Source organism: Lentisphaera profundi (assembly GCF_028728065.1).
GTDB classification, from domain to species: Bacteria; Verrucomicrobiota; Lentisphaeria; order Lentisphaerales; family Lentisphaeraceae; genus Lentisphaera; species Lentisphaera profundi.
On record NZ_CP117811.1, the window covers coordinates 2,060,971 to 2,087,876 of the forward strand.

Annotated in this window: 24 protein-coding genes; 9 read left to right on the plus strand and 15 right to left on the minus strand. The window is 40.7% G+C overall.

Going from position 1 to position 26,906, the window contains the following annotated elements; translation table 11 throughout:
• The first annotated feature begins 34 nt into the window (after positions 1-34).
• From PQO03_RS08290 to PQO03_RS08300, 3 genes are all read left to right on the plus strand, one after another.
• A complete protein-coding gene (locus tag PQO03_RS08290; protein ID WP_274149439.1) occupies positions 35-1,516 on the plus strand; it encodes an ISNCY family transposase in 1,482 nt (493 codons plus the stop codon).
• 264 nt (positions 1,517-1,780) lie between these two features.
• Positions 1,781-2,122: a hypothetical protein gene (locus tag PQO03_RS08295; RefSeq protein ID WP_274149441.1), complete on the plus strand. Its 342-nt coding sequence runs from the start codon at positions 1,781-1,783 to the stop codon at positions 2,120-2,122.
• 17 nt (positions 2,123-2,139) lie between these two features.
• A complete protein-coding gene (locus tag PQO03_RS08300) occupies positions 2,140-2,661 on the plus strand; it encodes a hypothetical protein (protein ID WP_274149442.1) in 522 nt (173 codons plus the stop codon).
• An 80-nt stretch (positions 2,662-2,741) separates the two neighbouring features.
• Here the strand turns inward: PQO03_RS08300 and PQO03_RS08305 are convergent, their stop codons facing one another.
• From PQO03_RS08305 to PQO03_RS08320, 4 genes are all read right to left on the minus strand, one after another.
• Positions 2,742-3,815, minus strand: a complete 1,074-nt coding sequence (locus PQO03_RS08305) for a beta/alpha barrel domain-containing protein (RefSeq protein ID WP_274149443.1) — start codon at positions 3,813-3,815, stop codon at positions 2,742-2,744.
• Positions 3,812-5,083, minus strand: a complete 1,272-nt coding sequence (locus tag PQO03_RS08310) for a M18 family aminopeptidase (protein ID WP_274149444.1) — start codon at positions 5,081-5,083, stop codon at positions 3,812-3,814. Before PQO03_RS08310 ends, PQO03_RS08305 begins: the two co-directional genes overlap by 4 nt.
• A 90-nt stretch (positions 5,084-5,173) precedes the next feature.
• Positions 5,174-6,583 (minus strand): hypothetical protein, encoded by a 1,410-nt coding sequence (locus PQO03_RS08315; RefSeq protein WP_274149446.1) that lies wholly within the window; start codon positions 6,581-6,583, stop codon positions 5,174-5,176.
• 2 nt (positions 6,584-6,585) lie between these two features.
• The gene (locus tag PQO03_RS08320) at positions 6,586-7,809 is read right to left on the minus strand and encodes a metallophosphoesterase family protein (protein ID WP_274149447.1); all 1,224 of its coding nucleotides are present in this window, start codon (positions 7,807-7,809) and stop codon (positions 6,586-6,588) included.
• Between the two features lie 168 nt (positions 7,810-7,977).
• On the opposite strand from PQO03_RS08320, the gene PQO03_RS08325 reads away from it, so the two are divergent.
• The 3 genes from PQO03_RS08325 to PQO03_RS08335 all read left to right on the plus strand — a co-directional run bounded on the left by PQO03_RS08325 (position 7,978) and on the right by PQO03_RS08335 (position 10,525).
• Positions 7,978-8,505 carry an RNA polymerase sigma factor gene (locus PQO03_RS08325; protein WP_274149448.1) on the plus strand — a complete coding sequence of 176 codons (528 nt, stop codon included), beginning with the start codon at positions 7,978-7,980 and terminating at the stop codon, positions 8,503-8,505.
• Complete coding sequence (locus PQO03_RS08330; protein WP_274149449.1) at positions 8,502-10,100, plus strand: hypothetical protein; 1,599 nt, start codon at positions 8,502-8,504, stop codon at positions 10,098-10,100. The genes PQO03_RS08325 and PQO03_RS08330 overlap by 4 nt, the downstream gene beginning before the upstream one ends.
• A 95-nt stretch (positions 10,101-10,195) precedes the next feature.
• The gene (locus PQO03_RS08335; protein WP_274149450.1) at positions 10,196-10,525 is read left to right on the plus strand and encodes a DMT family transporter; all 330 of its coding nucleotides are present in this window, start codon (positions 10,196-10,198) and stop codon (positions 10,523-10,525) included.
• Positions 10,526-10,572: 47 nt separating this feature from the next.
• Here PQO03_RS08335 and PQO03_RS08340 read toward each other — a convergent pair whose 3' ends face one another.
• From PQO03_RS08340 to PQO03_RS08385, 10 genes are read right to left on the minus strand one after another with little or no spacing between them, the layout of a single operon-like run.
• Positions 10,573-11,946: a sigma-54-dependent transcriptional regulator gene (locus PQO03_RS08340; RefSeq protein WP_274149451.1), complete on the minus strand. Its 1,374-nt coding sequence runs from the start codon at positions 11,944-11,946 to the stop codon at positions 10,573-10,575.
• Positions 11,933-13,405: a PAS domain-containing sensor histidine kinase gene (locus PQO03_RS08345; protein ID WP_274149452.1), complete on the minus strand. Its 1,473-nt coding sequence runs from the start codon at positions 13,403-13,405 to the stop codon at positions 11,933-11,935. The genes PQO03_RS08340 and PQO03_RS08345 overlap by 14 nt, the downstream gene beginning before the upstream one ends.
• A 14-nt stretch (positions 13,406-13,419) precedes the next feature.
• Positions 13,420-14,118 (minus strand): sulfite exporter TauE/SafE family protein, encoded by a 699-nt coding sequence (locus PQO03_RS08350; RefSeq protein WP_274149453.1) that lies wholly within the window; start codon positions 14,116-14,118, stop codon positions 13,420-13,422.
• Positions 14,119-14,121: 3 nt separating this feature from the next.
• The gene (locus tag PQO03_RS08355) at positions 14,122-14,559 is read right to left on the minus strand and encodes a FixH family protein (protein WP_274149454.1); all 438 of its coding nucleotides are present in this window, start codon (positions 14,557-14,559) and stop codon (positions 14,122-14,124) included.
• A complete protein-coding gene (gene ccoG / locus PQO03_RS08360) occupies positions 14,556-15,977 on the minus strand; it encodes a cytochrome c oxidase accessory protein CcoG (protein ID WP_274149455.1) in 1,422 nt (473 codons plus the stop codon). Before ccoG ends, PQO03_RS08355 begins: the two co-directional genes overlap by 4 nt.
• Position 15,978: 1 nt before the next feature.
• On the minus strand, positions 15,979-16,530 hold the full coding sequence (locus PQO03_RS08365) for a cbb3-type cytochrome c oxidase N-terminal domain-containing protein (RefSeq protein WP_274149456.1): 552 nt from the start codon (positions 16,528-16,530) through the stop codon (positions 15,979-15,981).
• The gene (locus PQO03_RS08370; RefSeq protein ID WP_274149458.1) at positions 16,530-16,697 is read right to left on the minus strand and encodes a hypothetical protein; all 168 of its coding nucleotides are present in this window, start codon (positions 16,695-16,697) and stop codon (positions 16,530-16,532) included. Before PQO03_RS08370 ends, PQO03_RS08365 begins: the two co-directional genes overlap by 1 nt.
• Positions 16,694-18,868, minus strand: a complete 2,175-nt coding sequence (ccoN, locus tag PQO03_RS08375) for a cytochrome-c oxidase, cbb3-type subunit I (protein WP_274149460.1) — start codon at positions 18,866-18,868, stop codon at positions 16,694-16,696. Before ccoN ends, PQO03_RS08370 begins: the two co-directional genes overlap by 4 nt.
• On the minus strand, positions 18,868-19,029 hold the full coding sequence (gene ccoS, locus PQO03_RS08380; protein WP_274149463.1) for a cbb3-type cytochrome oxidase assembly protein CcoS: 162 nt from the start codon (positions 19,027-19,029) through the stop codon (positions 18,868-18,870). The genes ccoN and ccoS overlap by 1 nt, the downstream gene beginning before the upstream one ends.
• A gap of 1 nt (position 19,030) precedes the next feature.
• Complete coding sequence (locus PQO03_RS08385; RefSeq protein ID WP_274149465.1) at positions 19,031-21,406, minus strand: heavy metal translocating P-type ATPase; 2,376 nt, start codon at positions 21,404-21,406, stop codon at positions 19,031-19,033.
• Positions 21,407-21,723: 317 nt separating this feature from the next.
• Between PQO03_RS08385 and PQO03_RS08390 the strand changes: the two genes are divergently transcribed.
• The 3 genes from PQO03_RS08390 (at position 21,724) to PQO03_RS08400 (ending at position 25,016) form a co-directional block, all read left to right on the plus strand.
• Complete coding sequence (locus PQO03_RS08390) at positions 21,724-22,638, plus strand: hypothetical protein (RefSeq protein WP_274149467.1); 915 nt, start codon at positions 21,724-21,726, stop codon at positions 22,636-22,638.
• Between the two features lie 15 nt (positions 22,639-22,653).
• Entirely contained in the window at positions 22,654-24,036 is a 1,383-nt protein-coding gene (gene hemN / locus PQO03_RS08395; protein WP_274149468.1) for an oxygen-independent coproporphyrinogen III oxidase, read from the plus strand.
• A 521-nt stretch (positions 24,037-24,557) separates the two neighbouring features.
• Positions 24,558-25,016 (plus strand): IS1/IS1595 family N-terminal zinc-binding domain-containing protein, encoded by a 459-nt coding sequence (locus PQO03_RS08400; RefSeq protein ID WP_274149470.1) that lies wholly within the window; start codon positions 24,558-24,560, stop codon positions 25,014-25,016.
• A gap of 235 nt (positions 25,017-25,251) precedes the next feature.
• Here PQO03_RS08400 and PQO03_RS08405 read toward each other — a convergent pair whose 3' ends face one another.
• The gene (locus PQO03_RS08405) at positions 25,252-26,697 is read right to left on the minus strand and encodes a transposase (protein ID WP_274149473.1); all 1,446 of its coding nucleotides are present in this window, start codon (positions 26,695-26,697) and stop codon (positions 25,252-25,254) included.
• Positions 26,698-26,906 lie beyond the last annotated feature (209 nt).

Below are 26,906 nucleotides of genomic sequence, written 5' to 3' on the forward strand. Positions count from 1 at the left end.
ACATATAACAAAGGAATCCAGGGCCCCATATAGTATGCGCAATTTCACAAGTACACAAGCAGAATTAGGAGAAAACCCACTTCTCGGAGTCACGCCAATTGAACAAGTGAGACTCGACACATACTGCCGTGATGAAATAACCAAAACTCTTCGTGGTTTACAAGAAATTTATCGGAACAAAGTTTTACTCAAAGAAATCCAGGATGTTTTGTCTGAATTAGTTCCTAAAGGAACATTCTGGAATGATGGACGTAAAGGAATGGATCTCTGGGTTATTTTTGTTTTAGGTACTTTGCGTTTGAGCTGTAATTGGGATTATGACAAGCTCAAAAGTTGTTATGATTATCACCGCAAGATTCGGGAGATTTGTGGAGTTGATCTTTTTTGTGATGCTGACACTGTAACAGGACGCCAAACAATACACGATAACGTTAGTCTTTTTACAAAAAAAATCGCCAATGAAATCAGCAAAATCGTCGTTGCCTTTAGCCATGAATTACTTTTTCCAGAAGAACGAGAATTACATAGCCGTTGCGATTCTTTTGTTTTTGAAACGAATGTTCATTTCCCCACTGATTTGAATCTATTAAAAGATTCTGTACGCAAAGTATTGAGCATCGGAGGCAGGTTGGCTTCATCTTTAAAAATTGCTCGCTGGCGTGAAGTGAAAAGCCAGCAAAAGAAATTCCATAGCCTTTATAATAAGCTGAGCAAGATGCGTCACTCCAACTCGAAGAAAGAAGAACTACAGGAAAAACGTCGCTTAGAAATTGAGGAGCTCATTAAGGATTATCTTAGCGTAGCTCAAGCTCATTTACTCAAAGCAAAAACTCTCCAAAACTCCTTAGAAGAAGAGTGCCCTGAGCTACAGATCAACATAGACTATACGGACTTATTCATTAATCAAATAAGCCGTAGAGTACTTAATGGAGAGACAATTTTACCTGATGAAAAGGTTTATTCTATTTTTGAACCTCACACGGAATGGATATGCAAGGGTAAAGCTGGAGTTCGTCAGGAACTTGGAGTAAAGGTATGTGTTGTTGAAGATCAGTTTGGCTTTATCCTAGACCATAGAATCATGAAGGGTGAGCAGGATAAAGACGTGGCGGTTGAAATGGTTCGTAAAAGTAAGGAGCTATACCCTGGGCTGACATCGATGAGTTTTGATAAGGGTTTTTATTCAAAGATGGACAAGGATGGTCAAAATAATCAATCCCGCATTGAAGCATTAGAGGTAAGGGCTCACCTCCCTGTAAAAGGTCGCCGAAATAAAGCTGCTCAAGAGCGTGAAAGTAAGGAGGCCTTTGTCATTGCTCGTAAACAACATCCCGCAGTGGAATCAGCTATTAACGCTCTTGAAAGTCATGGTTTTGACCGATGCCCTGATAAGGGTACTCCTCATTTTGAACGCTATGCAGCCATGGCCATAAGTGCCAGCAATATCCATCATCTTGGAGCTATCATCATGGCCAGAGAAATCAAAGCACTACGTAGAAAAAGCAAAAGCGCATAAATACTCTCATGATAATACAAAACGCCATTAACGGCGTACTTTCTCCTGTCTGGACTAAGTGAATAAACGGCAATAATGCCTTCATTCTGACGCCTAAGCCTCAAAAAAATGCTCGTGTCATGACGACATTGCATCTCCAGAGGAAATTTTGATTTTTACGCAAATTTGAAATTCTGGTAAAATTCATAAATACTGGGTTTTCGGTCACGCACTAATTATAAAAGTAGTATTTTTCATAGCCGAAATCCCGTAGGAAGAATCTTTATGGCCATGGTTTTGCCTGCGCTCGGCACTGCCATCAAGAAAGTCAAAGAATGCTATATCCGCAAAGATCTCGTTCAAATTCGCATTGCCTTAGAAATACACTGTCAGCAAGAGGGCTCCTACCCACAGGTTTTGAATGACTTAAGTCCGAACCTTTTTAAAGAATTACCGCAAGATCCTTGGACCAACTATAATGAAAACTATCATTATAATTTTGAGAAAAACGGCCTATACTCTGTGGGCTCGAATTGCCTAGATGATGGTGGCGATATTAAAACTAACAGAACCCTAAATTCTAGCAGCAAAGATTACGGCCTCTATCTAAATGAAGATTATAAATAAAAGTATAAAGAAATAAAATGAAAATTAAATATCAAATCCTCTTAGGTTTCTTACCCATTTCCGTACTGATGTACGTTTTTATCAGTGCAAGCATCCCAGCTAAAGGTCAAGATAACTTGGCTCTATGCGAAAAAATTTGCAAACAATATCACCTCATCCTTTCAGCGCAACAAAGCACCGACACAAAGCACCTTTCTTTGGCCGATTTAAAGCCTGAGATCATCAAGAAAATCAAATTGAATTCAAGTCAGTTTGAGCAAGAGAAAAATATTAAATTTCTGATTAACCCTGTCGACATCTCCATTGGTGATCACAGTAAGCAACTACTCATTATCACTCAAAAAAAAGTCTATAAAAGTGTTAAAACTTTTTTCACTGACCCGCCAAAAGTTCATGTCGCGGTTTACGCAAACGGCCTTATAAGTCACTTAACAAGTGACCAATACAATAAATTAGATTTGACTCATTTTATCTATATCGATCAAATCGAAGTGAAGCCTCCCTTAGAAATTAAAGCCGTCAAAAAATCACTGCCATAAATAAGTCTTGAGCCATTTTAGCTATCCATAAAAAACGCCTCGGACATCGAGGCGTTTTTTATGGACTGAATCTAAGAACTTTAGGAAGTCAACTGCTTATAGATCTCATCTGCTGGTAGCTCGAAGAGGCGTTCCATGAACAGTGAGTACCACTCGCGTAATTGCGCATAATTGCGACTTTCGCAAACGTCGGCATTTGTTCCAATTCCGCCTACATGAATGAGTTTCAAATCGAGGTTCCCTTGATCAATAATGGCTTTGGCTTGTTTCACTGCATCCAAAGCCGTCTGACGAATAATGGTCCCCGATAGACCCCCACTAAATTCCTTGGTATAGTAATCAAATATCTTATGGTCAGATTTATCGAGTTTTGGACGATAGAAATCATAATCTCGCTGAGTATTGAGTAAGACGACTCCCGCAACTTTCATGCTTGCAAATTTCGCTAAGACTTCTTCTGCGTGATCCAAATTTCCCAATTTAATAAATATAGGTAAGCTATCTCCTGCAACATCCATCACATTTTGGATTCGCTTGTACATGGCACTTGAATCGTGGCCTTTCACATTGGGGCAAGACTCATTGATTTCGATAAAGTCCGCTACGGGTAAAGATTGTTTAACGCAATCCAAGACTCCTTGAAGTTTTTCTTCTCCTTCTTGTGCTGGATGCCCCATAATACTGACTCCAATAGGAAAATCTTTAGGCTGTACTCGATCTTGAAAGGCTTTAATATTGTCGACTGCCACACTCACTCCCAAACTTGGCAGTCCGAGAGAATTGAGGGCTGAGTGACTATTGGGCAATGGCGTCCAAGGGTTTTGTTCTTTGCCAAAAGCCGGAAATAAATTTCCCGTATGTGGTTTATCTAAGACGGTACCCACCACGGCAAAACCCGCACCTAGATTGTAGTTGAAATCCAGTAAGGAGCCATCTTTATCTAATCCTGCTGCATTGCCCAAATCATTGCGAAAACGCAAACCACAAAGTTCGGTGAGTTTAAAATCACCTGCAATTGGCTCCACCTGCAATTGGGCCAGCCTCTTGATGAAGTCACTGCGTCCGCTGGAGTAAATCTTCATAAAAGTACTTGGTGGAAGTAACTTGGCTAAAGTAGGTCTTAAACGGTGTTCAATTCTTGCTAGGCCTATCATTTGCAGTAAAACTCCTCAAAAACTCTAATCATTTTAGCATGGTCCTTTGACCCTGCCATTTCCCGAATGGAATGCATTGATAACATTGGGTTGCCAACATCAACCGTTTTGATTCCTAAATTACTTGCCACACTTGGCCCGATAGTCGAACCACAAGGGCAATCATTACGTGACACAAATTCCTGTACCGGAACTCCACTTTCTTGACAAAGTAAATTAAAATAAGCAGCTGTTTCGGAATTAGTGGCATAACGCTGATTAGCATTATGTTTAATAACCGGTCCATGATTAATCAGTGGGTAATGATCACGGTCATGTCTTTCAGAGTAATTGGGATGGACTGCATGAGCCATGTCTGCTGAAAGCATGTAGGAACGGCTTAAGGCAGCTAAGTAAGCCTCACGTTCCCCTTTTAAGTTTAGACTAATACGTTCTAAAATTGCGGGCAGGAAATTCGAGCAAGCACCGCGATCTGAAACGCTGCCCACTTCTTCGTGATCAAATAAGGCGGCCATACTAACTGCCGAGAGTGGTTTAGAGGCTATTAAGGCTTCTAGTGAAGCATGACACATAGCTAGATTATCTAAGCGTGGGGCATAAATAAATTCATCATTGAGGCCACCAAAAGACGATTTTTGCGAATCATGCAAAAATAAATCAAAAGCGGCTATATCAGATACGGTGGCCTTAATTTTATGATCATCCAAAATAACTTGGAGTAAATCTTTATCATGGTCAAGACCAAAAATGGGCATGAGGTGTTGCTGAGCATTGAGCTTAAGGGCGTCGCGATTCTCATCCAAATGAATCGCTAACTGTGGGATCCTAAACTGATAAGAATCTAAAGAAATCAACTTATTGGTCATTTCTCCATTGATTATCAATGTCAATCTACCCGACAAATGCAAATCGCGGTCAAGCCAAGAATTCTTTAATAAGCCGCCGTAAGTTTCAGCTCCCCATTGATAGTAATTGGCCATTTTTCCACTTGGATGAGGCTTCATTTTGAAGCAAGGGCTATCGGTATGGGCACCCACAATATGAAATTTCACATCACGGTGAATTTCTGGTAAACGAAAAGCGATAATACTTCCACCTGAGCGTTCCACAAAATAGGCAGCACCGGCTTTTAGTTTCCATTCATCGGCTTCATCTAATTGAATAAAATCTGCGGACTTTAATAATTTCTTAGCGGACTCAACTGCGTGAAAAGGACTGGGGCAGGAATCAATATAATCCAGCAATTTTTCAGCTTGGGGATCTCTCATTTGTGACCTCGACAATTTTAATCTTTTTTCAAGTTAAACTGTACTAGTCATTTTGCAAAATTAGCGAGACCTTATGCCGTGCTTTTTATGCTATAATGACCCGAAGTGTTCAGAGAGTTCACCACTCATTTCACCTTGCTCGCGCCAAGGAACTTTCGCTTTAAATTCAATTCGACCCAAGTCCCCATAAATGACTTGAACGTTCTTCGCAAAGCCCAGTATTTTTTTATTATCAAAACTCTCATTGGCAAAAGATGATTCATGAAAATCTTGTATAATTTTATTTTTTAATTGATTCAGAACTTCCTGCTTCGACTCTTTCAAAAAGTCTAAATCGCCCTCTTCAAAACTCTTATCTTGAGCTAATTTGAGTCGTACTTGAAAACCTGCTTCAGAGAAAATTTCATCACAATAAGAATTCTCAGAAGCACCTTTTTGAAGCTGTCCTTGTCCTTGTCCTTGTGAATTATTCATCGCCAAGTTGGAGTTCACAATTGCAGGCTCGGGTGAATAAAAGACTTTAACTCCCAATGAGAAAGTCAAAATCAAAATTGCGGTCTTCGCAAAAAATACTTGACTCACTTTGAAAGTTTGCCATGCCCAAAGACTTACGGATACTTTTTCTTCCTTCTCTTGGTATCTATTTCGCAAATAGAAAAATAAAAATAAAGGCAAGATCCCGTGAATAAGTCGAACACTCGTCTCCAGAGTCCATAGATGCCACTGCGACCAATCCCATGGCACCAAAACTTGGCTCACTACTCGTGAGAATGCCGTAAGAAAACCCCAAAAAGCCATGTGAGCTAGGCTCACTTGTTCAAAGGCTTTAATAAAAACTAAAACTCCTAACATGATGTCGATAATACCAATACCCTGGACAATGGCAGCGGCCAAATCAAAATCAATAAACAGAGTTGAAGTCAGCATACGCACGAACTTCACCGATTGATACGGCCAACCCGCTGCATATAAACCATGACCAATGAAGCAAGCCGAGATCAAAGTGCGCGTGGCCATGATTTTATAAGAAGACAAATGTAGTTTTTTATCCTGTCCTTCTCCCGGATTTTTTTGCATAAAAGCTAGAAAAATAAAAGGACTAAAACCCTGTAAAACATACTCAAGTAAAATAGGTATCTCGTGGCCGTGAGATAAGTATTTAAGCAAAATATGCAAAGCTGTAAAATAAGCGAGCACATGAAAAACTCTTTTCTGCCATAAGCTTACTGCACCGTTCTTCACCCAAAGGCAAAGGCCGGCGACAAAGATGAAATAAAGACCTACACTTTTCTCTAGAATACGCGCCAAATAATCAGAAACATTTGCGTAATCTTGCCAAGTCATCCCCAGGAAATGAACAAAGGGACTCACTATCGTTTCGCTCCAAAGCAGAGCTCTAAGTGGGCTATCGAAAGTCAGGTACAACATCCCTCGACTAAAAAGGTAAGTCGCCATGCCTAACTTTAAGAGTAGGATCAATTTATTATCATCTTTGTTCATGCTTATTTCCTTGCTTTTACGACTTGCTCAGCGCCTCCCTTTGCCTGCCATATATTTAAGTTTTTAGGCAGTGCGAAGACATCATCATTTTCATTGAGATACTCTACTTTCTCTTGGCCCTCAAATTTAATTGTGCGGATACTGATTTGTTTTTTGCTCACGTCCAACACATCAAAACTATTGAAACTCCCTATATCTATTGTCCATGACTTAGCATCATCCGGCTTTCGAACAGGTGCACCCCAGCAACCTTCTCCAATTTTTACATAACCTTTCGGATCCGCCACAAAGCCTTCATCATTACCTTCCTCTTGACTTGGTCTCACGGCTACAGTTCTTTTCACAACGTGACTATCATTTTCACAGAGTACATCGAATTTATTTACATAGAAAATATTTGCCCAAGCATCATAAATATGACGCGCCTCTTTTTTCTTTTTCGTGTGTGGACGCATCGGTTTGTGGTAGGAGGCTAAACGATAAGTTGGCTTGGGCTTCTGTAATTCTTTTAATAACCACTCTCTCTGACTTCCTTTTGCATCAATTTCTGAATTCAAAACAAAAAGAGAAAAAAGATCACCGCCTAATTTAAAATGATAATAGACCAAACGGTTTTTGGTACCATAGATACCTTGGATATAGCCCTGTCTCTCGTGATTCCCATGAGTTGGCACTATGGGGAAAATTCGCCCATCTTGACCATAAGTGAGCTCCCAATCCTTAAGCCAAGCTTGCCATTGTTCATCCTTACCACTACTCGTCATATCTCCACCAAAAGAAATAAATAGTGGATTGAGTTTAGGTACTAAGCGATTACCCTCTTGTCTTGCTTTGTGATTATTTCTCGAATCCCCACCCTGAATAAAGCGAAAGGCTTTGGGTTTGTTTGGTGCTGTGCGAAAGTAGTAACGCTCAGTTTGGCCTTCACTATCTTTAATAAGAAAGTAATAGTTTGTATCACTCTTGAGGTCTTTCAAATTGAGGTAGTGATTAGTCATACCCGCATATTCTTCAACTCGCTGCGCTTTTAGTGACTTGGAATAGGCTTTTGCATCATTTTTGTGATCAAAGAAATCATAATGAAGAGTGGCATCCTCTCCAGAAATTTGATTCCAAACGATAATTGCGTCGCTATCTGGGTTTTCTTCCCAGACAACACGTATTTTATCAACAGCGGCAAAACTTAAACCTTGCAGTAAGACGACTAAGATTAAAAAGCTTTTCATAAAAATATTTCCTATAATTTATTAATGATTACAGACTAGTCGTTCAAAAAAAGTCATCATGTCACTGCTTTTTCAACTTTTTTTGATTTATTTTCAAAATAAACCGACAGGATCATGTTTATCCAACGAAAAACCATTAAGCTAATAAAAACTGAATAGAACGGAATCATGACGAACTCACGACACGATGACATATTACGCCAAGCTTTTACTTATCGGCAAATACTCGTTTCATACGCCTATGCTTTAACCTGCGATTGGAACTTTGCTCAAGATGCCTTTCAAGAAGCACTCATTGCGCTCCACCATAAAGTGGATGAACTCGATTCAGATAGACTCCTGCCTTGGATGAAGCGCGTCACTCGTAATAAAGCCGTAGATCTCATTCGCAAACAAAGTCGCCAAAACAAGGTTCAGGAAAAAATGGCTGAACTCATCGATTCTTATTTTGATGCCAAAGCTTCTTCTGAAGATAAACTCAACTCTCAGGCGGAACATCAGGCTCTTTATTCCTGTATGCAAAATCTACGCGGTGATGCTCGCCAAGTTATTTTAGATTTCTATCACAACAAAAAATCCTGTATTGAGCTAGCTGAGAAATTGTCTCGTAGCGAAAATGCTTTGCGCTTATTACTTTCACGCACACGACAAACACTGCGTAGCTGTATTAAAAATAAACTCGAGTTACGCTCATGAAGCCAGAAGAATTATTTGATGCCTACCTCAGGCAAGAGCTCGATGAAACGCAAATGGAAAATTTACTCCATCAACTCCAGGAAAATGAAAATCTAAAAAAAGATTTTTTTGCGTATATAGACGAAACCTCGTGTATGATTCAATGTGCCACAGATCTCCAACACGAACAATTTTTGCCCAAGAAAGATGAGTTCAACAAGCTTAAATCTATCCGTAAAGAACCTGTACAAAAAATCAGAAAAGTTAACTTTGCCTTGCTAAGCTCAATTGCGGCTATTTTTATTTTTGCCTTAGTCTTCTTTAATCAAACAAGCTCCAATAATGAGATTTTAACTTATCGTATCACCGAGGCTAATGCCGAAAACTTCACGCTCAGTGCTCTTTCTACGGAGCAAAGTATCACTTTAAATAGCGATGAATATTTGAGCTTAATCAATGCCTCCGGTAGTCGTATTCGCCTTATCGGTCCCGTGCAAGCACAGTTTATTCACGACAAAAACATAGCTCTAAAATCAGGTCGTATTAGCGTAAGTTTAAGTGATGAAGACAAAGGCTTCTTACTCTCCAATCCCATCAAAAATATCTATGATATTGGCACGGCTTTTGGCGCTCATCTAAATGAGAAAAATCTTGATCTACATGTCTTTCAAGGACTCGTAGAATTTGGGAAGAAAAATAAAATTCTTGTGAAAGAAAAGGAATCTTATAGCTACTCGCAGCAGAATGGCTTCAGTTCGATTGCTCACCTCAGTAAACAAGTCTTCTATTCTAAGTTAAATAAGCTTCCTGAACTAAAATTCAAAGTACTCGCAGGTGAAGATTACTACCTTAAGTTGAACGACCAAGTCAATGAACTTGAAGGCTCTATCACTATCGTCAACTACAACCCAAATAACCCACGTGTCATGCTGCAAATCTTTGCTGATGATGAATTCATCCAAGGCGTTCAATTTACTAAAAGCCAAAGAGAAATCAGTATCAATTTAAAAGATTTAGCTGATACTGCCTTACTCCGATTTAACCTCAAGGGAAGTAACAATGATATCCCCACACTTTTTGCTGACGTCAGCTTCCCTCAACATCAGGCTAAACAAATTCTTCTTGCGACTAAGGAACTCATTTCTGATAATGCCCAATGGTCCTACTATAAAGCTGAAGCCGCACCAGTTCCTAATTGGAAAAGGTCTGCATCTGCGCCAGCACTCTGGAAAAAATCACCTGCCAGTTTTGCTTATTCAGATAAAGCAACCACCGAAATTTCAGAAGATAACCACCCTCTTCATCTTCGCCATGACTTCGATCTAGATACTCTCCCAGCGAAACACGCCAAATTAATCTTATCCATGCGCGTCGATGATGGTGTTATCATATATCTAAATGGACAGGAAGTTCAACGTTTATACTTGCCATTAGGAGCTTTAAGTCAGCAAAGCCGTGCCAACTACCGCACAAAATCAGAAGCTAAATTCACTACCTTTATTATTCCTACAGAACATCTGCAAGAAGGTCAAAATATTCTTTCCGCATCTGTTTACCAATATGAAAAAAAGAGCTCTGACATGTTTTTCAATGCCAGATTATTACTACTGGAATAAGTCCTACTTATTCCCACTCTTTTAGCTATTAAGTTTTTTTAATGAATTTCTCATTTATTCTTCTGAATTCTAAAAAGTGGACTTAGTTATCATATATGAATTATATCTTCTTAGCCATTGCGATTATTGCTGAAGTCATTGCTACCAGCGCCTTGAAGTCCTCAGAAGGCTTCAGCAAGCTTATCCCTAGTACTATCGTCATCTTTGGCTATGGCATTGCTTTCTATTGTCTTTCTTTAGTCTTGAGAACTATCCCCATTGGTATCGCTTATGCTATTTGGTCTGGCGTCGGAATTGTGCTAGTCTCTTTAGTCGCATACTTCATGCACAATCAAAAACTAGACATCCCCGCGACCATAGGAATACTCTTAATCATCACTGGTGTGATTGTCATTAATGTATTCTCAAAATCTACTAGTCATTAGATTTTAATAACTAAAATCTATTCCTTGTGATTCTTCTCTAGCTATAATTAGCGCAAGCCATACTTATCGAGTTTTCTATAAAGAGCTTGTGGTGTAATCCCCAATATTCTTGCTGCATGAGAATGGTTTCCTTGACGAATTGCTCGCTTAACAAAAGTCTCTTCCATTTCTTTAAGATTAAGAGAACTCGTATTCAAGGCCATTTCTTTATGAGACTGAGGCTGACTTCCAGGCGTCAAATTCAAGTCACTAAGTTGAATCTCCTCCCCCATGGCAAAAATCGTCGCTCGCTCAAGAATATTGCGGAGTTCGCGAATATTCCCTTTAAATGAGTAGGATAACAAGCCTGCTTCTGCTTCTAAACTCAATTTAAGTGAACGGTGGCAGCGCTGTGAAAACTCTTTTAAGAAGCTTTGAGCCAAAGGAATAATATCCTGTGTTCGTTCACGCAGTGCAGGAATAGGAATTTTGGCAATATTGACTCGAAAATAAAGGTCTTCGCGAAATTCACCCGCTTCAACTAAACTCTCTAAGTCGCGATTAGACGCTACCAAAATCCTTGTATCATCAAGTTTAATTTCTTGATCACCTCCCACACGACGAACTACCCTATCTTCTAATACACGAAGTAGTTTTACTTGGGCATTGAGGGGCATTTCTGAGATTTCATCAAGAAAAACAGTTCCTCCCTTGGCCAATTCAAAAACTCCAGATCGACGACTATCCGCTCCAGTGAAAGCTCCTTTCTCATGACCAAAGAGCTCTGACTCAATCAATTTTTCCGGAATGGCTCCACAATTAATCGCCACAAATGGTTTCTTTTCTCCACAAGTCAATTCATGAATATGGCGAGCCGCAATTTCTTTTCCTGAACCCGTTTCGCCATGAAGCCATACGCAAGTCATTGGCATTTTACTTACTCGACGCATCATTTCTAACATAGTTTTTGTTGCTGGAGAGTCTCCAAAAAAACCAATTTTTGAAGTTTGATTCAACTCAAGACGTTGCTTGAGTTGCGCATTTTCCTGCTTAAGGTCATTGAAGCGCTTGGTACGTTTTAATGATTCCACGACTTCACGGGCATGAAGGGGTTTACGGAAATAATCAAAGGCACCATTTTTAAGTGCTTCAATGGCGAGTGCCTCATTTGAATGCCCCGTGATAATCAGTACTTCTGTATCATCACCATAAGTTTTTTTGAGTTCTTTCAAGAAAGTCATGCCATCCATTTGTGGCATGCGTACATCACTGATAACTATGCCAGCTGACTTGACCTTGAGTTCAGCCAAAGCATCAATTGGATTACACGCACAACGAACGTGAACACCCAGCGAAGCTAAATACATACTTAAACTATCGCGAATTGCTTCATCATCATCAACGATGAAGACTTCTAAGTCTTTAAGTTCATGCTTGGCCATCTTTACCTCGTTTAAATAATATTTTAAAAACTGTGCCTGTTTGATCAGAACCCATTAAGCTTAATTTCGCTCCAAAATCTTTTAAAATCCCGTGACAGATTGGCAAACCTAAACCCGTTCCTTGTCCTGGTTCTTTGGACGTGAAAAAGGGCTCAAAAACCTTTGCTTGTATCTCACTTGGGATTCCAGCTCCATCATCTTCAATCAGAACTTCTATCACTTCGCCATGGACTTTACTTTTAATCGAAATATTCCCATATTTACGACCCGTTTCGGCAATGCTATCTCGAGCATTAATAATCAGATTAATAAAGACCTGCTCAAGTCTATGGGTATCTCCACAGACTTCATGGCTCGAATCAACTTCAACATTTACCTGAACACCGCTACTCTGAAGTTGTTGCCCGATTAAACTGAGTGCGCGCTCTAAAGTTTTATGCAGATCACAATTTTCATTAAAATCTTCTTTTTTCTCTGCAGAGAATTCCCGCATGTGCTGAATAATGTCTGCCGCACGATCAACTAAGCCCACAACTTTACTCATGGTTTGATGCATAAATTCTTTGGTCAACTCTTGCTCACTTTCCAAATGATCCGTAATCATATCGGCATAAACTCGAATACCTGAGAGTGGCTGATTCAATTCATGGGCAATACCGCCAGCCATACTGGCCAAAGCTGAAAGCCTTTGATTAAATAGAGTCTGTACATCGAGTTCATTCCCCAATTTCTGCATGTGCTCTTCCAAGAGTTTTTGTTCAGAAATATTGCGAATAAAGACCACTGCCATTTCTCGCTCACCTAATTTCAAGGGTGCATATTGTAAAAATAAATCGAGTTCACGACCTGTTGAATCATAGGCTTTAACCTCGGCATAAGAGTTCGAATGCTTGGCTTTATTACTGAGGCTTACGAATGAGTTAAAGTCGAGTCCTTTTGATGCCATCGGGCAAATACTCAAAATCCGTGCTGCTGCAGAATTCACCTTCTCTATTTTTTGATTTTCATCCAATAAAACTAAGCCATCTACTGAACTATTAAATATTGCACTGAGTTGGGTTTCACTTTGATAAAGATCTTTAAGTGCATTTTTTAGATTGGTAATCTCATGGCGAATTGCCATAAAACGATAAATTTTTCCGGAATCATCTTTAAAGGGAATAATGGTTGTATCCACCCAATAAATTTCACCATTCTTCTTACGGTTACAAACCTCACCTTTCCAAATTCCGCCTTCTTTAATGGTCGTCCATAGTGATGTAAAAAACTCTTTATGGTGGTAACCCGAGCGAATAATTTGATGCGTTTTTCCAATTAGCTCTTCGCGAGAATAACCCGATACTTCACAAAACCGACGATTTACATCAATAATGATTCCATCCGGGTCAGTGTAAGCCACTATCGTACTGGCATTCAATGCCTGAGATAGGTTTTCCAGTCGTTTTGATTTATCTTCCAATTTCATCTTTTTGTTTAGTGTTCGCAGCAGCTGGCCACTTTGCCAGTTTCTTGTTCTAAATGTGGACTCACATAGGGAATGCCCAAATCCATTCCTCGTAAAATCAATAAACTTCCTGTCATTAATACGGCTAAAGGTATGGTCATTGCCCTAACGCGAGGATTTGCGATCAATCTACCGGCTCCTGCACTCATCAGTAAGACCGGGATATTCCCTAAACCAAAAGCCACCATCATTAATACTCCATGAATGGGAGACTCTGCTGTTAGGCTTGCTCCCAGTGCCACGTAAACCACTCCACAGGGTAATAAGCCATTAAGGATTCCCAAGGCATAATTTCCACCTAAACTTTGGCTTCCCATTAATTTCCCAAACGATTGACGTAATTTCTTATTCCATTTTGTTTGTGGAAAGTGGCTCATCACACGGCGTTTGATTTTCATAGGGGCAAAATAAACTACTAATATTAATAAACCCGTAATCACCGAAATTCGATTTTGATAAAGACCTAAGCTAATCATTTTTGAGGTCAGTGCAATGATCAATCCCAGAATGCCATAAGTCGTCAAACGTCCCAGTTGTAAGCTACAAAAGTGACTAGCGACAAATTTATTGCCATTCGAAAATTTTGCACACATCAAGGGCCCACACATACCTGCACAATGCAGACTCACGGCTAGTCCTAGAATAAATGAGCTTAGAATTGTCGTCATCCATTACTCCACGAAGAAATCTTTACGAATACGATAGTTTTGCTGGCCATCAGTCCAAAGCACTTCCACTTTCCATTTACCGCTAATGAAGTCTGTCATGGCTAGCTCAATCGGCCCCGTGAATTCAAGCTGCTTATCTGCTTTACTATCTGAAGGACGCGAAAACAACAAGGTCCCTTCGGTAATTTTTGGCGCTAAAAATGATAATTGCTGCGCCTTATGATCCACTTTGAATTCTGCTGGACTTTCTAAGCGGTTGGCATTGGCATACTCCGCAAGAATAGCATTTGACTCGATATCCTTTTGATAATAATTCTTTTCAACATGCTCGGGGGTTTTGCCCGAGGTCATTGCTACTAAACTCAAGATGTAAATAATAAAACTCACCAGAGTCACCACGGGGAAAAACTTCCACCAAGTATTTTTTTTCTGCTCTTTCATTTGATTTTTTTCTCCTTTATGAATCTTGGGTAGAGGTAATTTGTTTCTTTGATTTCAAGCAATTCTTCTCCGCGATAAATTCCAATTTTTACTCGCTGCATTTTACCGACACCCTGACCTTTTTCTTGACTTTCCAGTATGCGATTGACATCTTTCACTTCTTTACCCGACAAAGTTAGCATCCCATTAGGGATAAAAGTCATACCCGCATTTTCCATTATCCGCATTTCTAAATTCAAATCTTCATTAGTTCGATTCACTAATTTGATCAAAAATAAATTTCGAGATTTTTCCCCTTCTATAATGGGGGTCGATCCATGGGGACGCACAAATGTAGTGTCAACGGGACTGCGATCAAATAACATCACGATAATCACCGCAGTTAAAGCAATCAGTAAAAAACTATAGGATTTAACTCTTGCCGTAAATTCAAACTTTCCCCCAGTCTCAATCTTATTGATGGAACTATGGTGGATCAAACCTTTGGGCTTATTATTGGCTTCCATAATATTGTCACAGGCATCAATACAGGCCGTACAATTCACACATTCCAACTGAGGAAAGCCATTGCGAATATCAATCCCCGTGGGACAAACTTGAACACATAAACCACAATCAACACAATCTCCGAATTTGGTATCAACCTTCTCTTTACGGATGCGATTAGATGCGCGCCCTTCTCCGCGTTTATAATCGTAAGCAACTGCCTGAGAATGGTTATCCAAGAGTACGGATTGTAAGCGTGCATAGGGACAAAGATAAATGCAAAACTGTTCTCTAAACCAGGTGAAATGGAAAAAGAAAACCAGACTAAAGCCTATCACTCCCCAAAATAGTTTAATATTTGAACTCGGACCGGTACGAATGAGTTCAATGAGCTGATCACTACCAACTACATAGGCTAAGAACAAATTGGATATAAAAAGAGATATAGCGTAAAAAGCAATTAATTTCACTAGACGCTTTAACAAACGTTTACCCCTTAATGGGGTCTTCGCGGCTTTGCGCTGTGCCGAACCATCACCCTCTATCCAGTACTCCACTTTACGGAACACCATCTCAAGAAACACGGTTTGTGGGCAAGCCCAACCGCAAAAAACACGGCCATAAACAGCCGTCACCAAAGCAATGGCAATAAAGAGCGCGATCATCATTAAGGCAAAAATGGGGAAATCTCGAGTTACGAAACCCGATCCGAAAATCACAAATTCACGATCAAAAATATTGAACATAAATAAAGGACGGCCATTAATTTTAATGAAGGGGATCGCCACCATAATGACAATCTGAAATAGACTCAGATAAGAACGTAAGTTATAGAGCTTACCTTTTGGTTTTCTCGGGTACACCCATAAGCGCTTCCCCTGCTTGTCGGCAGTCGAAAGGTTTTCCCGAAAATTATCTGAGTCATTATTCATTTTATTTCTCTTTTTCCCCTTGGGCTTCTCTTCCCGGGAGCTTCTTACCCTTCATGGCATAAACATATTGACTAACGCCCTGAATTTCTCGTGGGCTAATTTGGCCTTCCCATTTAGGCATACCTTTATCGGCAACTCCGACTTCAATAATCTTTTGAATGGCCTCAAGACTTCCTCCATGAAGGAAGTATTCATCGGTCAAATTAGGCCCCACCATGCCTTGGCCTTGTGGACCATGACAAATAGCGCACTTTGAAGTAAATACGCCTTGGCCTTGAAGTAAGAGTTGAGCCCTTTGCTCTTGTGGTGATAAGGAATCAAAATCCGCGAGCCGAGCCTGTTGCTCTTGAGCTGCATTATTGAGTTCACGCTGATAGGCCTGCTCCATCAAGTTTCCCCCTGAGAAAACATGATAATGCAGTACATAAACTCCTCCAAGGATGATCGTGAAGATCATGGTGGCAAGCCACCAAGTCGGCAAGTCATTATCTAATTCTCGAATCCCGTCATAGTCATGATCCATGAGTTTATCATCATCCGGAATATTAGTCATTATTCATGCTCCTTATCTAAAGCTTTGGCCGCCATTTCATTGGCAAAATCATCTGACAAGAAAAAAGCTCTGATGGTTGAAACGGTGAATGATAACATGAAAGCTATGATCGAGACAATACCAAAAATTGCCATGCCACTTTGCGTAGCTAAAAATTCCTTAATCATTTTACGACTCCTTCATTTTTTTCTTCAATAAGTTTTTCTTTGCCCTCAGCATCGGGATCAAAATCTGTACCCATGCGTTGGAGGTAAGCAATGAGCGCAATGACTTCAGCATCTTTTTCAATTTCGACACCATTATCTAGTAGATCTTTTTGAATACCCTCGGCCTGAAGCATCGCATCGGCATAGGCCTGCTTGTCATAGCCTTTGCCATAGGGCACGCCTAACTTGGTTAGAGTTCGAATTGCTCGCTCTAAAAAGTCTTGACTCACTTTTGAATCTTTCATGAAGGCATAAGCCGGCATAATTGATGTCGGTGAAGTACTTCTAGGATTCATCAAATGCTCGTAATGCCAGGCATTGGAGAGATTGCGTTTTCCCACACGCGCCAAATCTGGACCAATTCGTTTCGATCCCCACTGGAAGGGACGATCGTAAATGAATTCTCCTGAACGGGAGAAGTCACCATAACGTTCTGTTTCCGCACGGAAGGGACGTATCATTTGTGAGTGACAAGTATAGCAACCCTCACGAACATAGATATCGCGACCATATTGCTCAAGTGCCGTGTAAGGTTTCACACTATCGATCTTCTTAACATTGCTCGATACCAAGTACATTGGCACAATTTCGAAAAGACCACCAATGAGTACCGCTCCTAAAGTCAGGACGGAGAAAAGCACTGTTTTTCCCTCTAACCAACGGTGAGAATAAATAAGACCTTTGAGTTTTTTCTCTGGCTTATGCTCTTTTTCCACCACTTGGAAAGATTCGTCTTCAACTTTGGCACCTGCCGCAGTTTTGAATAAATTCCATGCCATAATGATCGCGCCGATAAGATAGAGTAAGCCACCAAGTGCACGCAATTTGTACATCGGAATAACTTTGTCTACGGTCTCAACAAAATTACCATAAGTCAAGGTACCATTTTCGTTGAATTGCTGCCACATCATACCTTGAGTTACACCTGCCCAATAAAGGGGAATTGCATAAAGGATGATACCAATTAAACCAATCCAGAAATGAAGGTTAGCGAGCTTCAATGAATAAAGCTTACGATTGTAAAGTCTAGGTATTAACCAGTAGAGAATACCAAAAGTAAGATAGCCATTCCAGCCTAATCCTGCTACGTGCACGTGGGCAATTGTCCAGTCAGTATAGTGAGTTAGGGAGTTCAATGAACGCAAGGAAAGTAAGGGTCCTTCAAAAGTTGCCATGCCGTATGCGGTAATCGCAACTACCATGAATTTTAAAACCGGCTCAGTTCTCACTTTATCCCAAGCACCACGCAGTGTCAATAAACCATTGAGCATCCCTCCCCATGAAGGAGCAATAAGCATGAGAGAGAAAACCACACCTAAAGTCTGACACCAATCAGGAAGTGAGGTATGAAGCAAGTGGTGAGGTCCTGCCCAAATATAAATAAAGATTAAAGACCAAAAGTGAATAATCGAAAGACGATAAGAGAAAACCGGACGATTCGAAGCCTTAGGGATAAAGTAGTACATCAAACCTAGATAAGGAGTGGTCAAAAAGAACGCAACTGCATTATGCCCATACCACCACTGAATCAGGGCATCTTGGACACCGGCATACATTGAGTAAGATTTGAAAAAGCTCGCTGGCAAAGCCATTGAGTTAACGACGTGAAGCAAGGCTACTGTGATAAAAGTTGCTAAATAGAACCAAATCGCCACGTACATATGACTTTCGCGACGCTTGATAATAGTCATAATCATATTGATACCAAATACGACCCAAATAACTGTAATCGCAATATCAATTGGCCATTCGAGTTCGGCGTATTCCTTCGCACTCGAAAGCCCCAAAGGTAAGGTCACAGCTGCAGCAACAATGATCGCCTGCCAACCCCAAAAGTGAATCCTACTTAATTTATCACAAAACATACGACGTCGACAAAGACGTTGTAGTGAATAATAGACACCCATAAAAATGCCGTTGCCCACAAAGGCAAAAATAACCGCATTCGTATGTAAAGGACGTATTCGTCCGAATGATAATTCCTTGGCAGAGTCACTTATTTGCGGATGAAAAAGTTCCGCCGCAATAATTACACCAACCAACATCCCAACAATTCCCCAGAGAACTGTTGCCCACGCAAAGTTACGAACGATTTTATCATCGTAACTTTCTGTCTTACTAATTTCACTCATTAAAGAGTCTCCTTTTTTTCTTTGATTTCGTCAAATAAAATTCTTTGTGCGGGAGTTTCCACATCATCAAACTGACCACTTCGCAGCGCCCAGTAGAAGGCCACTAAGCCAACAAAAGCTAGCAAGATCGCCAGCGGAACCATAAGATAAACAACACTCATTTTAATGTCCTTTTTTTAAATAAAGTTTGGCACCAAGATTTGTTCCTAGCGCACTGATAAATAGAATTGTAAGTGAGGATAAAGGCATCAATATCGCCGAGGTCAGTGGGCTTAAATATCCCGTAACTGCAAAGGCTAAACCCGTAAAATTATAAAGTAGAGAAAAAACAAAACTTACGCGAATTAAATTCATCACCCATTTCATATAAGCTTGGATTTTACCTAGATTTTGTAATTGATCACCATGCATAATCACATCGGATGCCGGCGTAAAACTTTGACTATTTTCTGCTATCGCCACACCCACGTCTGCTTCTCGCAGCGCCCCCGAGTCATTCAAGCCATCACCAAACATCACGAGTGATTTATGACTTTGTTTCATCTCGCGAATTTTCGCGAGTTTATCTTGAGGTTTTTGTTGAAAAAATATTTCGCTCCCTGCAGGCATTTCTTGCTCTAAATAAGCGCGATCGCGGTCGTGATCACCTGACAGGACACAGCATTTTTGCTTGAGTGAACGCAAGGCCTCTTGCCAGCCATCTCGCCAAGCACTACGGATATCAAAATAGGCTAAACTTTCTCCATTTTTAAGAAAAACTGTACTGTTGCCATCGGCTAAAATCTGATAGTCCTGCCCTGCTATCGTAGCTTCAATCCCTTTCCCAATTTGCTCTTGGAAATCTCCTATCTCAATTTCGGATTGATAACTTTTATACTCTTCTTGCAAGGCCATTGATTTAGGATGACCTGACTGAGAGCTGAGCAATAATAGCGCCTGCTTATCCAAGTCACTCATTTGATCTTTCGTCACCGTCACACTTAGGCGATCACTACGGCTAAGTGTCCCCGTTTTATCAAAAACGAAGCTATCTGCTTGTGCCATTTTTTCGATCACTTCGGCATTTTTAATAAAGAAGCCTTTCTTGCCTAACAAACGTAAACTAAAACCAAAGGCTAAGGGAACTGAAAGAGCTAAAGCGCAAGGACAAGCTACAATGAGCACTGCAACCAAAACTTCTAAACCTCGGTGAAGATCCACTGACACAGCCCAGTAAACCGCTGCAATTAAAGCGAGTATCGGTACCACAAAAGTGAATGCCACTCCTGCTTTTTGTGATATCTCGGCTTCACCTAATACTTTCTCACTTTGAAAAGTTTCATCATTCCATAAAGAGGCCAGATAAGAACTATCCACTGCTGACTTTACTTTGATTTCCAAAAGCCCATATTTTTGGCGCCCTCCCGCAAATGCATTCTCACCTGGACCTAGCTTTACAGGCTCGCTCTCACCTGTGACAAAGGAATAATCCATTCCCGCTTCACCTTTCACGACTTCGCCATCTACTGGTAGGAGTTCTCCTGAACGAATGAGTAAGATATCGCCCGCTTTGACTTCCTGTACCGGACGTAGTTTTGCTTCACCATTGCGCAATACGCGTACTGAAAGGGGGAAAAATGATTTAAAGTCACGCTCAAACGATAAATGCTTATAAGATACCTTTTGAAAAAAGCGGCCTAATAAAAGAAAGAAAACAAAGCCTCCCAATGAATCGGCATAACCTTCACCACTTTGACTTAAAACGTCAAAGACTGTCTGAAAAAATAAAACCCCAATGCCAACGGCTATAGGTAAATCTAAAGAGATTTTACGGGCCTTGATAAATCGCGGGATCGCTTTCCAAAAATCGCTAGAACAGTAAGTCACTAGCGGTAAACATAAAAATAAATTGAGATAGGCAAATAAACGTGCGAAAGCATCATCCAGTTCTAAGCCAAAGTAAGCCGGGAAACTCATCATCATTATATTCCCACAGCAAAATCCCGCCATCGCAATTTTTCCCAAGTCTTTGCGTACTTCACTTTTATCTTCTTGAATTTCGTTACCCTCTAAATTCAATTTGGGTTCATAGCCAAGTTTTTGTAATAAGCTCGCCACTTCACTTAGCTTGACTTGCCCGGGATCATAATTAATTAAAACGTCTTGCTTAGCGAAATTAACTCGGCTCGAACGAATGCCCGAATTAAGATGGCTAAGCTTCTCTAAAAGCCACACACAAGAAATACAGTGAATACTAGGTATACGAAAACGGATGCGTACACAATCGTCAGATTCGAACAAAGCTAAACTTCCCACAATATCATCGAGGTAATCAAACTCTCCATCTTCCGAAGGCTTGACTCCTGCTACACCTTCGGCCATCTCATAGAAATTATTGAGTCCGTTATTGGATAGAATTAAGTAGACATTTAAGCAACCATTACAGCAAAACAACTCACTCTCATGGCACCAAGTATCTTCATCTACTTGGTCACCGCAATGGCGACAAAATAAACTTTCTTCAATTCCTGATACCCACGTTTCTGCTGTTGTTTGCATTTGATCTTATACTTTTATTATTAATACTCACACAGGTAAAGAATATGGGATGCCAAAAGTCCAAAAATTAAAAACAAACTCATAGTAATGATTAGTTTATAACTATTTTATTGAAATTTAATGGTAATAAAGCGTCCGATTACGGACACCATCCGATTACTGCTCCAGTTTCGGATAAGACCTCATACTCATCAAGCTACTAATAGAAATATAAACACTTCATAATTAACAATTTAAATTATAATGTTTATTTTTTAGCACAGCAACTTCTATAATTTCCTCATCCAATAAAAAATTTAAAACTCAGGAGATTATCAATGAACAAGTTAACCAACACTCTAAGCTTTGCTTTTATAACAGCCGCGATGGCAGCAACTCTATCCGCTGATACACCCATTGCTCCAGTCAGTGATCCAGTCAACTTTGAATCACCCTACCATACGACTGAAATTAGAATGATTTATCTTCACCAAAACTTCCACGATAAAATCGACACTAGCTTAGGCAAACTCAAACTTGGTGGTGAAGCACAACTTTTTGCTATACAAGCACGCTATGCCATCAATGATCGCCTCTCCATTATTGCGACAAAAGATGGTTATGCAAAATACAATTTTGATAATACCCTTGAGGATCAGGAAGGCTTTGCCAATCTCGGGCTCGGTGTAAAATACACTGTTTACCATGATAAAGATTCCGATTTTATCGTCACCACTGGTTTCAGAGTGGAAATCCCTACGGGTGATGACGACATCTATCAAGGCAAAGGTGATGGCATTGCCAACCCCTTCGTTTCTATTGGTAAACAATGGAATAATTTCCACTTCATGGCTTACGAAGGTTTAAGACTTCCTTTCGATACCGATGCTAATTCTACCTTTAATGATATGAGTCTTCATATCGACTATAAAATAGGCAACTTCTACCCCTTAGTTGAAGCTCACTGGCGTCACGTGATTGCAGATGGTGATGGTGGCGATTTCAACGCCGAACTCGAAGGTGGAGGTGAGGTTCCACTTGATACGCTCAATTCAGGACTCAGTGGTGTTGATCTACTCAACCTTGGGACATCCGATACACAAGGAAACAACTACACCAACATGGCTTTCGGCTTCCGTTACAAATTCACAGAAGCCCTCACCATGGGTGCCGCTTGGGAAACTCGTATTGGCAAAACTGATGACAGCTTATTCGATGATCGTTATACCTTCGACTTCATTTATTCATTCTAAATAAAGGTACAGTAAATGATTCAGCAAGAGACCGCTACAAAATGCGATTATAACGCGCAAGAACTAGAACTTCTTAGTCAGCCCGTACCGCGTTACACTTCCTACCCTCCCGTGCCTGCGTGGAATAAAGAAGTGATTCAAACATGCGTCAGTGACTCTCTTGCTTATCTCTCTAAGAGTGGCGATTTTTCCGCTCTCTATATTCACATTCCTTTTTGCCAAAAACTCTGCTGGTACTGCGGTTGCAATACCCAAGTACAAAAAGATACTTCTGCGGCAGAACCTTACCTCAGTGCTTTAATCAAAGAGATGCAGATCATTGCTCGCAATGGGCATATCAATATCAATGAAATTCATTTTGGTGGTGGCACCCCCAATTTTCTTTCAGCACAGCAATTTCATCGGCTCTTTTGTGCCATTGAACAAAACTTTGGTCTCTCACGAAAATCCAAAATTTCTATCGAAGCCGATCCACGCACACTCACTGAATTACATCTCGAGACCTATGCACTTAATAACATAAAACGTTTGAGCTTAGGCGTTCAAGATTTTAATTTAGAAGTTCAAAAAGCGATTAATCGTATCCAGCCTTATGAAATGATCAAGACTCACACCGAATCAGCACGTCAGCGTGGATTTGATTCCATTAATTTTGACCTCATTGTTGGCTTGCCGAAGCAGACCGTGGAAAGCTTTGAAGAAACCCTTGAACTCGCACTCAGTTTAAAACCTGATCGTTTTGCGCTCTTTAATTTCGCCTACATGCCTGAACAACGCAAGCACATGAAACTCATCAAAGCTGAAGATCTTCCTTCTTCTGAAACTAAAATACAATGCACCCTCATGGCGAGAAATAAATTCATTGAAGCGGGTTATGTAGAAATTGGTCTCGATCATTTCGCCTTAGCGAATGATGAACTTGCGCTCGCCGCAAAAAAGAAAAAACTCTATCGCAACTTCATGGGCTTCACCGTCAACCAGAGCCCAAATGTCATTGGTATCGGCTCGAGCTCGATTAGTGAAACAAAAGATTATTTTTGGCAAAATGAACGTGAGCTCAATAGCTACCTCAAAAATATCCTAGAAGATCAACTGCCCTTGAGTGGTGGCCATCACAAAAGTGAGGAGGACCAACAACGAGCCTGGATCATTCAATCCCTCATGTGCAACTTACACATGGATACACGTGAATTTAAAGAAATATTCCACTGCGACCCAAAAATAATTTTTGCTGACTCCTATCGAAAACTAAAAACAGATATTCCTCATTATCTCTATACTGGCGGAGAAGGTGACGTCCTCCAAATCCATGCAGATTCCAAGTTATTTTCTCGCCTCATTGCTTCATGCTTTGATGCGAGAAGCACCAAAAGCAACCCCATGTCAACAAGCTTATAATTTTTTATCCACATAGAAAAAATGGTAGGGCGGCAAATTTATTTGCCGCCCTATTGTTTTTACACGATTACTTGGGTTCCGCCAAAACTAAGTCCATTTTTTTCATCCGCCCGCGCTGCAAGCGCCCTGGGACCGCGGGCGTCTCGCCCGCATACTCCCTCCCTGGGTACGCCAAGCACCTGCTTGGCTTCACCTCCAAAAATAAGTCCATTTTTTTCATCCGCCCGCGCTGCAAACGCCCTGGGACCGCGGGCGTCTCGCCCGCATACTCCCTCACCGGGTACGCCAAGCACCTGCTTGGCATCTCCTCCAAATCTGCATGATTTCTTTTTATCCGCCCGCGGAGGCTCTCCGCCCGCCGGAGGCATTTCTCGCTTTGAATATATAGGGACTCCGCCCCAAACTCCGTTCAAGGCTCCGGAGCACCCTTAAAAAAAGGCTATGTTCTAGTTTCGGGTGTTTTATTAGAAATCATCACTGTTATCTACTTTATTTAAGTATATAACGATTGGAGAAAGTAAATGACACAAGCGCAATTCAATGAAATTGTCGAGCAGGTCCAGGAATTGACTCACGACCAAAGACTTCAGCTACGTAAGGAAATTGAACACTGTTCAGATCTTAAGGAAGTGTGCGACTTACTGGAAAGCCGTATCGAGGATAAGCCTCAGTTCCCCCACTGCCAAAGTAATAATTTTATTAAACACGGCTTACGTAACAATTTAACGCGATACCGATGTAAAAGCTGCTCTAAAACGTTTAATGCTTTGCTACTCGCTGATATTCAGCATAGAGGATTTTCAGAACTACTTTTTTTTTCATTCTGTCCCAAGCTTCGCAAACGTACGCAGGCTCGCCAGTACTATAAAGCCAAATCGAGTTCGTCATCCTACGGACTGCTGTTTCGCCTTAGCTTGCTCCCCACCCCGCCTCACGACAACGCAGTTTGGTTCGACTACAACATAATCAGCCTTTGTTGATGAGGACTTTCACCTCACTGATTGTGTGCGCTCTCAGGCGCATGATCGCCAAGCACTTGCTTGGCTTTGCCTCAAGCTTATTTTTGCCCTTTTCATAGTTAGTTATCCTTCTATTTACATCCCGAGCTAAAGTTCTAGATGATTAGCGGTAGGTACAAAGTGCCGGCAGACAATAGCGTCCACCGCGAGATGGATGATACGGTTCGATCAAGTTCACTAGATGCACTCCGACATTCTATGCGGCGACCTCAATCTCTATTTGACATAATAACTGGCAGATCCTTTCCAAGTTGAATCCTATGGCGCTTATGAGAGTTTCTTGACGAACCCTCTTTAAGCCACAAACGGTAAATCGCTCAAGGTTGTGATAGTTCTTCAGCTTTGAAATACCTGCTTCGGAAATTGATCGGATATTTCTCGCAAGTTGGTAGTTTTCACTCTCATAAATATCTTCTCCTAAGAGCTTCTTTCCCTTTGAGCCACTAACACTGACTAATGTCGCCCCTTTTTCGATGGCATCATCTAAATTGGCGGCAGAGCTATATCCGTCATCCACACTGATCATCATTGCGGTCTCGCCCGTCATCTTTTTATTTTCATCAAGGCAATTACTGAAGGCCTTGCTGTCACTAGTATTTCCAGATTCTAGGGTGAATGATGTCAGAAAACCATTGGCACTAAAGGCGAAATTTGGTCGGTAGCCAAATACGGTTTCTCGACCACCCTTTTTAATAAATGCTGCATCATTATCACTCATGCTGTAAATTTTCCGTGCCGTCTTCGTATCGTAGTCCTTAGGAGCCATGTTGAAGCGATGTTCAACCATCAAAACTTTATCTATGAAGCGAGATAGACATTCGTCAATCATCAGAACTTTGGCACTTTCACAGTGTTGTTTAATTTGAGGAAGAGTCTTCTCCAGGCGAATAATAAATTTTCGGCACCTCGGTAAAAGTTCTTGCGTATAAAACTTTTGCCTCATTTTTCTTGCTCCTTTTTTTCCTTTAAGCATAGAGATCTCGAAATCCAGTTTACTCATATAATCACAGTAATTTTGCAGGCGTTTGAGAGGGATCTTTCTGCGCTCAACACAGGGAAGCTGATCATGAACGTCACTGATATTTTTCATCATTTTACAACTAAGGTTCTTTAGTAATTGACTATCGACAGGCCACGCTGAATCGGCCTTAATGGCTGTAGAATCAATAATCACTGCTGAAAAATCATCCAGGCCACACTCCTTAACGCAGTTCAAAATAGCTTGATGAAAAAGATTAAGGGTCTTCTCAGAAAGAGCAGAGACTTGTTCATGAATCGTATTGCGTGAAGGGAAGCTTCCTATGCCCAAGCGCCCAATAAACTGCTGCAAGGAACTATTCTCACATAGCATACTATAGCCTCGTTCACCGTAACAATTATCATAAAAGTGACGGGCTATGAACAACGCCACCACCAATTCAGCTGGGGGGTGTTTTTGGGTAGAGCTGTTTTTAAACTCGCGGTTTCTAGTGGCGGCTCTATCTTTACTCAACTGAAGTTGATCATCTTCAATTGCCTTTTTGATCTCTTGAAATTCAGGACGAAGTATGATTTGCCCCGCAATCTTCAATGGTCCGCATAAAATTCCTATAGTTTGCCGTAATTCCTCGATGAAATATTCGGGAAAAAGAGTATCGTACATTGAAAGTCCCACTTGCTGTTATTGTCGGTGTAAGCTACTACAATATAGGCGATTAAGTGGGATTTTTTATTGGAAATTATAACTTTAAGCTATTTTTTAATAGCACTTGAGAATGATCTGTCGGAGTGCATCTCACTAGGGCCCAAACTTGGGTCCGTCATATGTCGGACTCACAAACGAGCTCTCAATTAATATTCATCACTGATGTG

Coding starts and splice junctions, on each gene's coding strand:
- ccoS (WP_274149463.1), bottom strand. CDS start 19,029: ATGAGTGTTGTTTATCTTATGGTTCCGCTGGCGATCTTGCTAGCTTTT.
- ccoN (WP_274149460.1), bottom strand. CDS start 18,868: ATGAGTGAAATTAGTAAGACAGAAAGTTACGATGATAAAATCGTTCGT.
- PQO03_RS08290 (WP_274149439.1), top strand. CDS start 35: ATGCGCAATTTCACAAGTACACAAGCAGAATTAGGAGAAAACCCACTT.
- PQO03_RS08355 (WP_274149454.1), bottom strand. CDS start 14,559: ATGAAAGAGCAGAAAAAAAATACTTGGTGGAAGTTTTTCCCCGTGGTG.
- PQO03_RS08315 (WP_274149446.1), bottom strand. CDS start 6,583: ATGAACAAAGATGATAATAAATTGATCCTACTCTTAAAGTTAGGCATG.
- PQO03_RS08365 (WP_274149456.1), bottom strand. CDS start 16,530: ATGACTAATATTCCGGATGATGATAAACTCATGGATCATGACTATGAC.
- PQO03_RS08310 (WP_274149444.1), bottom strand. CDS start 5,083: ATGAGAGATCCCCAAGCTGAAAAATTGCTGGATTATATTGATTCCTGC.
- PQO03_RS08295 (WP_274149441.1), top strand. CDS start 1,781: ATGGCCATGGTTTTGCCTGCGCTCGGCACTGCCATCAAGAAAGTCAAA.
- PQO03_RS08305 (WP_274149443.1), bottom strand. CDS start 3,815: ATGATAGGCCTAGCAAGAATTGAACACCGTTTAAGACCTACTTTAGCC.
- PQO03_RS08340 (WP_274149451.1), bottom strand. CDS start 11,946: ATGGCCAAGCATGAACTTAAAGACTTAGAAGTCTTCATCGTTGATGAT.
- ccoG (WP_274149455.1), bottom strand. CDS start 15,977: ATGAATAATGACTCAGATAATTTTCGGGAAAACCTTTCGACTGCCGAC.
- PQO03_RS08320 (WP_274149447.1), bottom strand. CDS start 7,809: ATGAAAAGCTTTTTAATCTTAGTCGTCTTACTGCAAGGTTTAAGTTTT.
- PQO03_RS08390 (WP_274149467.1), top strand. CDS start 21,724: ATGAACAAGTTAACCAACACTCTAAGCTTTGCTTTTATAACAGCCGCG.
- PQO03_RS08385 (WP_274149465.1), bottom strand. CDS start 21,406: ATGCAAACAACAGCAGAAACGTGGGTATCAGGAATTGAAGAAAGTTTA.
- PQO03_RS08335 (WP_274149450.1), top strand. CDS start 10,196: ATGAATTATATCTTCTTAGCCATTGCGATTATTGCTGAAGTCATTGCT.
- PQO03_RS08400 (WP_274149470.1), top strand. CDS start 24,558: ATGACACAAGCGCAATTCAATGAAATTGTCGAGCAGGTCCAGGAATTG.
- PQO03_RS08405 (WP_274149473.1), bottom strand. CDS start 26,697: ATGTACGATACTCTTTTTCCCGAATATTTCATCGAGGAATTACGGCAA.
- PQO03_RS08330 (WP_274149449.1), top strand. CDS start 8,502: ATGAAGCCAGAAGAATTATTTGATGCCTACCTCAGGCAAGAGCTCGAT.
- PQO03_RS08300 (WP_274149442.1), top strand. CDS start 2,140: ATGAAAATTAAATATCAAATCCTCTTAGGTTTCTTACCCATTTCCGTA.
- PQO03_RS08350 (WP_274149453.1), bottom strand. CDS start 14,118: ATGACGACAATTCTAAGCTCATTTATTCTAGGACTAGCCGTGAGTCTG.
- hemN (WP_274149468.1), top strand. CDS start 22,654: ATGATTCAGCAAGAGACCGCTACAAAATGCGATTATAACGCGCAAGAA.
- PQO03_RS08370 (WP_274149458.1), bottom strand. CDS start 16,697: ATGATTAAGGAATTTTTAGCTACGCAAAGTGGCATGGCAATTTTTGGT.
- PQO03_RS08325 (WP_274149448.1), top strand. CDS start 7,978: ATGACGAACTCACGACACGATGACATATTACGCCAAGCTTTTACTTAT.